This is a genomic window from Vibrio sp. 10N.247.310.98, assembly GCF_041467395.1.
Classification (GTDB): domain Bacteria; phylum Pseudomonadota; class Gammaproteobacteria; order Enterobacterales; family Vibrionaceae; genus Vibrio; species Vibrio crassostreae_C.
In genome coordinates this window covers 11354-20551 of sequence record NZ_JBFSUL010000009.1, presented here as the reverse complement: position 1 = coordinate 20551, position 9198 = coordinate 11354, and the positions used below count along the sequence as shown (strand labels likewise).

General features: G+C 43.5%; 6 protein-coding genes. All 6 read left to right on the top strand.

The genetic code is table 11. The annotated features are described in order from the left end of the window. Window positions 1-88 precede the first annotated feature (88 nt). Genes AB6E78_RS05860 through AB6E78_RS05835 form a run of 6 tightly spaced genes read left to right on the top strand, consistent with a single transcriptional unit; the run spans window position 89 to window position 9146 of the window. Complete coding sequence (locus AB6E78_RS05860; RefSeq protein WP_017060458.1) at window positions 89-439, top strand: hypothetical protein; 351 nt, start codon at window positions 89-91, stop codon at window positions 437-439. A gap of 12 nt (window positions 440-451) precedes the next feature. After that, window positions 452-1801, top strand: a complete 1350-nt coding sequence (locus AB6E78_RS05855) for an HlyD family type I secretion periplasmic adaptor subunit (RefSeq protein ID WP_017064677.1) — start codon at window positions 452-454, stop codon at window positions 1799-1801. Between the two features lie 3 nt (window positions 1802-1804). Beyond that, window positions 1805-4036, top strand: a complete 2232-nt coding sequence (locus AB6E78_RS05850; protein WP_372122741.1) for a response regulator — start codon at window positions 1805-1807, stop codon at window positions 4034-4036. Further along, entirely contained in the window at window positions 4011-5435 is a 1425-nt protein-coding gene (locus AB6E78_RS05845; RefSeq protein WP_017069471.1) for a TolC family protein, read from the top strand. The genes AB6E78_RS05850 and AB6E78_RS05845 overlap by 26 nt, the downstream gene beginning before the upstream one ends. Continuing rightward, window positions 5425-7011 (top strand): ABC transporter transmembrane domain-containing protein, encoded by a 1587-nt coding sequence (locus tag AB6E78_RS05840; protein WP_372134145.1) that lies wholly within the window; start codon window positions 5425-5427, stop codon window positions 7009-7011. The genes AB6E78_RS05845 and AB6E78_RS05840 overlap by 11 nt, the downstream gene beginning before the upstream one ends. Then, window positions 7008-9146, top strand: a complete 2139-nt coding sequence (locus AB6E78_RS05835) for an ATP-binding cassette domain-containing protein (RefSeq protein ID WP_050646083.1) — start codon at window positions 7008-7010, stop codon at window positions 9144-9146. The genes AB6E78_RS05840 and AB6E78_RS05835 overlap by 4 nt, the downstream gene beginning before the upstream one ends. Window positions 9147-9198: the final 52 nt, after the last annotated feature.

The window sequence follows — 9198 nt, the reverse complement described above, 5'->3', positions numbered from 1 at the left end:
TTTTAAAGAGAAAGAATCAAAAAAAATTTGAAAACTGCCTTTAAAGATCCTTAGTTATTGTGATTAAAGCAATTAAGGCAGTGGAGCGATGATAGACATGACGAATTTGTTGCGCTCGGTCGACAACAACCACAAAGGGCTGCAATTGCTATTAGGCGACTTTTACAATGACTTTTCTGACGCAGCCCTAAATATAGAAGCGCTTCATAACGGTAATCATTTTGATGAACTCAATAGTTACTCAAAACGATTGAAGACCATCTTAACGTTGCTTTGCGACCAAGACCTTCCGCCAAAAATGGCCAAATTGGAACACTTGAGTAGACACGAGTTTCCTGCGCCGGAAGATCTAATAGAGGATGTAAAAACTGAATTGCACAACGTCAATCGACAAATCAACCACTTGTTGGATATTAAGGAAGTAATAGATGGCAAGTAACCGAGGTCAGTCATGAGCAATAACCAAATAGAACATCACCTCAGAAAAGCACTCGTTTCCAATAACGAGCCTTCTAAGGTCACAGCTGATGACACTATTGTGCTTGCTAGTGCCATGACCAGCGTTCACAAAACGTTGCTCATTATATTCTTGCTCGCTTTGGTCGCTATTGCGGTGGCGTCACAAGCACGTATCGATATTGTTGTTTCTGTACGTGGCGAACTGCTATTGGAATCGGATGTTGAGAAAGTTCAGCATTTAGAAGGCGGGATATTAGAAGAATTATTAGTCAGAAAAGGGGAAGTCGTTTATGAGGGCCAACCTATCGCTCGAATACGCTCACTTGACCGTAACACTCAACTTGATACCGTCAATACTGAAATTATTCAGATAGAGCTCGATAAGATTCGTTATGAAAGCTTACGCGACATGATAGAGCCTAACTTCGACGCTTTCATTGAGAAATACCCTGAGCAAGTTCAGGTCAACATGAATACCTGGAGACAAGAATTCTCTAAAAACCGTTCAAATGAAGAACTCATTACACACGATATTAAGCACAAGAACTCGTTGATCAGTTCAATGTTAAAGCGTCGCAAAAGTTCAGAGAATCAACTCTCTCTGATACGTAAGCAGCTCAACATCAAAAACACCCTCTATAAAGAAGAGATGGCGTCTTATGTCGACGTTCTTAACATGAAAGTACAAGAGTCGAATATGGTGCGTGAGATTGAGAACCTTGACGAATCTGTGATGAATGAGCGTTTCCAACTCGACAAACTGGAAAAGCAACACCGTGACTTGGTTGAGAATCGAAACTCTGAGTACCAAGCACAAATCATTCAAGCGAACAAAGACCTCAAGCTAAAGCGAATCTTACAACCGCAGCATTCCGACAAGGTTGATCGCCTAGTCGTCTACTCGCCAGTCGATGGTGTGGTCGATAAACTTCACTTCAATTTCCGTTCTGCTGTGATTCCGCCAGGAGAAAGTATCGCCGATATTGCCCCAATAAATAATTCGTTACACGGTGAAGCGAAGATCCCACGTAAAGACATGGGATTTGTCGAAATTGGTCAGGCAGTGAAAGTAAAAATGGATACCTATAACTTTGCAAAATACGGGTTTGTTGAGGGAACCATCGCCTCAATCAGCCGTTCATCATACGAAGAAGAAGACGCTGAATTCTATTTAGCTGAGATTGAAATTGACCGAAACTTTCTTGAACGAGGAGGCACTCAATACAAGTTATCACCTTACATGGAGTTTACCGCTGATGTGAAAACAGGCTCGCGTCGCGTGATCGAATACGCCGCGAAACCGGTGATGTCAGCCATCGAGGATGCTTTCGATGAGAGATAATCAATGAGCGGTAAACCTTCGTACAATATTTCCATACCCGCCCTACGTCTAAGCATACTATTTAGCGTGGTATTGGCTGCGCTCGCTTTCTATTTATACTGTTCTTGGTCAAAAATAGATTCAGTCGCACAAGTGCAAAGCGCCCCACTGCTCATACAAGCCCAGAAGCTTAATCAGACCATAGAACAAGATATTCAAACTCTGCAACAGTGTTTAAGTACCAACACTTGCGGCACTAACCAATTCAACCTGGTTAACTTGAAGCTTGAAATTGATGAATTTCGCTCTTTAGCCTCGTTGAACAAAACCGAGTTCAGCTTGGTTGGGGCAACTGAATACACACAACTGGAATTGGCGATTAATCGTTTCTCCGATAGCGCAAAAACACGTAACGACGTATTAGGCTTGTACCTTTCATTGACCAATAACTATCTGCAGATGGACGACAACTATCGCACCATGTTTAACAACCATGCAAATGACTTAATGTCAGAAAAAAACGAGTTCTTTATCTGGTTGTTTATGGTGGTCGTGATATTGGCTGTGATTACGATTCTATCCAACTCAGTTGCTATGTTGAAGCTAAAGAAATCCAGTTCTAACGAACGCGAAATCGACTATGAATTCGATGCCCTGTATCAAGAGCTGAAGCAGCTAGATTTACAACGTCTTGAAGAGCTTCTTAATGAAGTTAGCATCAACCCCAAGCAGCGTCAGATTTACTCTCATCTCAAACTTATTTTCAGTAAATTAGAAGACCAAAAGCGCAATAACGATCTCTACAAACAGTTGTATGCGCTGATCGGTTATGAGATTCGCGGAATTACAAACACCATCAACGGTGGTGTCCAATATCTGGTTCAAGAAACCGATGAAAACGGCGTGTTGATGGCGAACGATATTACCTCTGCGTGTAGCACACTATCTGAGTTAGCAGAAAACTATAATCGCTTGATATCACAGGGTACGGAAAGCAAGTCGAAAGAGTTCTCTTTACTGAGCGTGTTATCTGAATTAATGATTCATATCAGTGCCAAAGTACAACGTAATGAAAGCCAACTTGACTGTTTTATCTCTGACAACTTACCGAATCGTGTTGCAGGCCAATCCACCAGCTTATTCTGGATACTGTTCCTTCAACTTTCTAACGCTATTCAACTCAAATCAAATAAGAAACTGTTTGTAACGATTGAATCGGGTGCGGCTTCAGACATGGAAAATACCCGTGTCACCATCAACCTCAACTTCTTATCAACACTGGATGTTTCTGTTGCCAAGCTCAACAAACTCCATTGGAGCGCACACAAAGACCATACAGCCAGCACAGATGACTTAGCGAAAAGCGTTCTGAAGGATTACGGATATTACGAGAGCCACTGGTTCCAGTCAGGGGCTCAGGAACGTTTTCAGATCGAGCTTGATCTTAAGGCTAAGAACTTCCACACAGAGAAAACTCGCTTTGATGGCAAGCGTTTACTCTTGTGTGCTAATACTCAAGTTCGCATCGATGTGATGAAGAAAATGCTCAGTAACTTGGGGCTTGATATCACCGAGATTCGCACTGCAAATGAGCTTTTCTCAGCGGCGAAAACGTTCGGTGATTACGATGCGATTATGCTCACCGATACCTTTGAACCCAACAAACTGCCCTCACTAAGTAAGACTGTGAAATCTCAGCTTAAGAACCACCCAAATACCAAGTTACTGTTGTCAGTGACCAACACTCAGCAAGCACAAGAGTGTCATAGCTTCGTCGACAAAATCATCAACGCCCCTGCTATCCCTTATGAGTTCATTCCAAACCTACTCACCATTATGGAAGCGGAAGCATCGGAAGAACAGATGGAAAACAGCTCATTCCTTATCGTAGAGGATGACCGAGTTCAACAAATTTTACTGAAACGAATCTTGACCAAACAAGAATATGAACCAGACATGGTTGGCGATGGCGCCGATGCCGTGAAGCACTTTATGAACAAGCGTTCTGACATCATCTTCATGGATTGCATCATGCCGGGTATGGGTGGCATAGAAGCCACAAAACGCATTCGCCAATTCGAACAAGAAAACGAGAAAAACCCTTGTACCATCATAGGTGCAACCGCATTGACCAGCAGTAACGAACACCAGGCTTGTATTGAGGCCGGAATGGATTACGTAATCAGCAAACCTTATAAAAGCGACCAAATCATCAAGGTGATCAACAAGTATGTGGCGGTACAAAAACTTAACTAGCAGCATCATAGCTGCGCTTACATTAAGCACGACACCTTCAGCATCGGCGACTACCCTGCTTGAGGCGGTAGAACTCGGTCTGCAGAACAGCCTTTCTCTTCGGGCGAGTGATAAAGGGGTCGAAGAGAACGAGTACAACATTGGTATCAGCCGCTCAAAATTTCTTCCTTCCCTCAATGGTGCTGCCGATACCACATGGAATGAAAATGAAACCTTGCTATCAAGTGTGCCTGATGAAACTTCAAGCTATAACTCGAACAGCTACAGCCTTTCCCTTTCTCAATCGATCTTCAATCTGGGCGATATTTTCAAATATGGGACGGCAAAGCTCGACTTCAACATTGAAGAGATTAAACACGAGAACAAAATCCAAAGCACTATTTCAGAAATCGGCTCTCAATACTTTGAGTATTTGAAAAACAACGCACAAATTAAAGCGACCAAGGTAGAGCTTAAGTCGTCTGAGACGCGTGAACATCAAATGCGACGCAATGTGGAACTCGGCAATACAGCCGCCAGTGAGCTTTACGAAGTGATTGCTCAGAAAGAAGGTGTGTCGAATCGATTGAGAACCTTGCAGAAAGACCGTCGCGTCATTCTCAACGGGCTATCGATTCAGATTCAATACCCTATCACTCCGTCTCAAGATATCTACGAAAGTGTGCCTTTAAAAGAGATAAACGAAACCGAACAACGATCAATCATGGATCAAGCGTTAAAGCTCAACAACGACTTGTTAGTGGCTAAGAAAAACGTCGAGAGAAGCCGCAGAAGCTTAAAAGAGAGCGGTTCGAACTTCTTACCGACCGTATCGCTTTCAGCCAGCTATCGACACGATGACGCCAATAACTTCGACAAAACCGACATTACAGCGACAGGCGAAAGTAACTCAACCAGTGTTGGGTTAAACCTAGCAGTTCCTATCTTGTCTGGTGGCTCTGATTACTACGGCTATCAAAAATCATCGACGGCCATCGAACGTACTGAGCTGCTTTACCAAGATTCGCTTTACACCACACGTAACAGTGTGAATACCTCCGTGCTCAACATTAACGATTTCTCGCAATCTATAAGCAGTTACGAAAACATCATTCGCGCCAACTACGCGTCTTATAAAGGGATCCAAAGAGCCTACCAATTAGGCACGCGTACCATCACCGACTTGCTGGCGGCGGAAAGTAAGCTGTTCAGCGCGTTAAGAGACTATGAAAGCGCACGATACGACTACATCATCGAGACCATCAAGCTTGAGCAAATTAAGGGAATACTCTCAATTCAATCTATCGAAAGCGTGATGCAATTAATGAGTGATATTGAAGGTCGCGACAATCAAGATTTGGTGCCAAAACATCTTCTCTCAACGGAGTCATTGAGAAAAGGAGGTCACAATGCAAACTGAGCAGTTTTCGCAAAAAATCAACATGGCAGATAAGTGTTATCTGACTTTCTCAACGATAATATCGACCCTGTTTGGTTTGGTACTGCCCTTCTCTATTCTGATCATTTTTGACCGAGTGTTACCCAACCAAGCACAAGATACGCTGTTCTTATTGTTCGCGATTATTTTGATTTCCATCTTCCTCGACTACCACTTAAAAAGTCAGGAAGAGAAGATATCTTCCGTTATCATGAGGCAGTTTGAAACCAACCTAACCAACAAGGTATTCCAATCCATCTGTTTGGCGGAAATATCTAAATTCCGTCGTTTGGAACCAGGCGAATACCTAGAACGAATCTCAACCATTCCTGAACTTAAGACCTTTTTTGGTGGAGAATCGGTTCGAGCGCTTATCAACCTTGCTGTTAGCGTGATTACTATACTTATCATCGGTCTCATCAACATATGGGCTGGTATCACCCTTCTAATTGCCTCTGTCATCTTGGCTATTTTTGCGTGGAGCCTTTCCAAACAAAAGATTGGTAGCTTGCAGAATAAGTCAGACATCGAAGGGTTAACTACCTCCAAAATCATTGAGATCATCTCTAGCCCGCTTGATATTAAAGCGCGAAACATGGAGTACCGCGTTGAAAGCCTGATGACACAAATGGTCGAAGAGCGTGAAGTGCAGAACATCAAATATGAGCAAATCGAGTCGAACTTTGGCTTGATTTTGGCGCTCATCCAACAGCTATCCATTGCTTGCGTTGTTGTGGTCTTGGCGACTGCCGTAATCAATATGGAATCGAGTCAAGGCATCATGGCCGCGATCATCATGCTAACCAACCGTTACTTTGCGCCATATCAACAGGTAATGAGAACCGCGAGCCGCTGGGAGTTAAACAAACTCCATATCCAACGTATCGCTGACCTCCTTGAATTGGCCGCCTCTGTTGAACACCAACATGAAACAACAGAAGTTGAACGTATTTCGGTTAAGTATTCTGAAAAGCAGCGTATTGAGTTCGAACTCGGACAAGCCTATTTGCTGACAGGGAAAAGTGGTTCAGGTAAGACCCACCTCGCTAACTGTATTACGCGTCAGAACAGTGATAGCAAACTCGATATCATGATTAACGACACGCCTTTGGATGACGTCAATTACAACGTTTGGCGTAACAGTGTTCTGATGGTTGATAAGACCAGTTCGTTCGTAGAAGGGACGATTATCGATAACCTGACCTGTTTCCGACCAAGCTTGAATAACACGGCGTTTGCACTGTGTGAAACCATGAACATCAAAGCGCAAATTGATGGGCTTCCTGCCGGGTTTTATACAGAACTCAAAGGCCATATGCGTAACCCATTCTCTCGCCAAGTTGGCTACGCCTTATTATTAGTTCGTGCCCTGCTCGCCAGTAAGCGTGTATTGATATTCGATGACATCGATTGTGTCTTTGATGAGGAATTTGCGAGAGTCGTTCTCACCAGTACGGCTTATCGCGCCAATGACAAAATATTGATCATCGCCAGCAATAAAATGGACAAACTTAATCACCGCCTCAAACGCGTAAAACTTACCGGAGGTGACCAATGAGTATCCTAGTTGACTTCAATAATGTGCCGCAACGTGTCTTGGATTTTGAATCTAGTGGATACGACGAACGTTACAGTCAATCGCCACTTATTCGTGGTTTGGCCTACACCCTGATAGCACTCGAATGGGAAGGCACACCCGCAATACTCAGCGATGCTTTTATTCCAAAACCCAAAGATGGCGACAGCTTTACAGCAACCATAGAGCGCCTTGGATATCGCTGTGATGTTACTAAACTAAAGACACTCGAGAATATCGATAAGCACCCACACCCATGCTTTATTGAAATAGAGAATCTAAGTGCGATTTTCTTAGGCACCAAAGATGGAAAGTTGCTGCTGTTTGATTACACGAACAACAACACCATTGAATACCCAATGTGTAAAAAGCCCTGCTTGCTGATTGCGATTAGCGAATATTCTCGTCTGTTCCGCGAACCACCTCCGGAATCGCAAGACAGAAGTAATTGGATTAAATACGCTTTCTATCGTTATAACAATGAACTTAAAAGCCTGATCATTCTGAGCTTCGTCATCAGTATTCTCGGTGCATTGCAGCCATTCTTTATTATGAGTGTATATAACTTCGCACTGACTTCGAGCTCCGAAGCCACACTCTATTGGTTAACCTTATTCGCCATTATTGTTGGCTTCTCGGAGTATTTCTTTAAAAAGATGCGGGTAAATATCATTGCCACGTCCGGTAAAGATCTCGCCGTGCACATCTCGCAAGCCGTTATATCTAAGCTGCTGTGGCTACCTTATGCGATGACATCTACAGCTGGGGTCTCTTCTCAGTTAGCGCGTTTGAAAGATATCGATACCTTCCGACGCTTGGTGACCGCAGAATCAACGCTTAGCTATTTTGATATGCCGTTTGTGATTGTATTTATCATCGCCATTGCTCTGATGTCTGGTACAGCGGCATTGGTGGTGATGGGCGGCTTAATACTGATGTTAGTGTTCTGTATTTACTCGCGCTATATCTACTCGCAAGCCACATCCAAAAGTTCGCGTGCCAATGCGATGGTTTCGTATCAATGGAATGAAATTCTTCGTGGTATCAAGACTATCCAAGGCCTGCCTTTACTTCGTGTCGTTCAATCTCGATTCAGTGCATCGCATATGCAAAGCACCAGCGATGCAGAGAACGTTGCCGTGACTAACAGTAAGATTCAGGCCGCTGGTGGCAGTTTGATTCAAGTGATTGGTACAGCAAGTATCGTGACCGCGGTAATCGGCGTTATGGAAGGTACTTCTGATGCGGGTGCCATGCTCGCAACCGTTATTTTGGTTTGGAAAGCGTTAGGCCCAATCATGGGTATCTATAACTCAATTTCCAAGTTCCAATCGATCAAGGCTTCATCAGCACAGATAAACAACCTGATGTCGATGAATGACGACAAATTGACCTTAGAAAAAAGCCCACCTATTCGCCTGTTCCAAGGAAGCATTGTGGGCAGCGGAGTCAGTCACCGATATGCAGGAGCGGCGACCGGCTTAACCAACCTTGGTTTCAAAGTGCCACCCAGTGCCAAAGTGGTCATTTGTGGCCCTACGGGCTGCGGTAAAACCACCTTAATTTCAATCATTGCTGGGTTAGAAGACCGCTATCAAGGCGCTGTATCTGTCGATGGTTACAACATTAAACAGTTCAATAGCTACCGTTATCGCACGTCGATTAACTACATCCCTTTCAATTTGCATATTTTTGAAGGCTCACTTGAGACCAACTTCATTTTACACAACGGACTGATTCCAACAGACAAGATGCAAGAGATGATCAGCTTCTTCGAATTAGATGAATGGCTTCCGGAAGGCTTGGCTACTCAGTTAAGCGTGGATAAATGCAAAAGTCTTCCGAATGGAATTCAACAAAAACTGCGTCTGGCACTTGGCCTAGGTAACTGTGAGCAATCTCTGATTATCATTGATGAACCGTTCAACGGTGCAGAGCAAGAAAACGCTCAATACTTTAATCGCCTGTTCTCCGATAAATTGTTGAATAAGACCGTGATTTTTTCGACTAACGACCCTGGTTTGATCGCAACATCAAACATGAGTTTAGTGTTAGAGCCGGATGGGAATTTGAAATATTTTGGCTTAACTGACAAATACTTAAACAGCTTAAGCTAAAACCTCAACGCTTAATCACAATTCGCTATTTAGGGAAATGGATATAATTGAC

Coding starts and splice junctions, on each gene's coding strand:
- AB6E78_RS05860 (WP_017060458.1), top strand. CDS start 89: ATGATAGACATGACGAATTTGTTGCGCTCGGTCGACAACAACCACAAA.
- AB6E78_RS05855 (WP_017064677.1), top strand. CDS start 452: ATGAGCAATAACCAAATAGAACATCACCTCAGAAAAGCACTCGTTTCC.
- AB6E78_RS05850 (WP_372122741.1), top strand. CDS start 1,805: ATGAGCGGTAAACCTTCGTACAATATTTCCATACCCGCCCTACGTCTA.
- AB6E78_RS05845 (WP_017069471.1), top strand. CDS start 4,011: ATGTGGCGGTACAAAAACTTAACTAGCAGCATCATAGCTGCGCTTACA.
- AB6E78_RS05840 (WP_372134145.1), top strand. CDS start 5,425: ATGCAAACTGAGCAGTTTTCGCAAAAAATCAACATGGCAGATAAGTGT.
- AB6E78_RS05835 (WP_050646083.1), top strand. CDS start 7,008: ATGAGTATCCTAGTTGACTTCAATAATGTGCCGCAACGTGTCTTGGAT.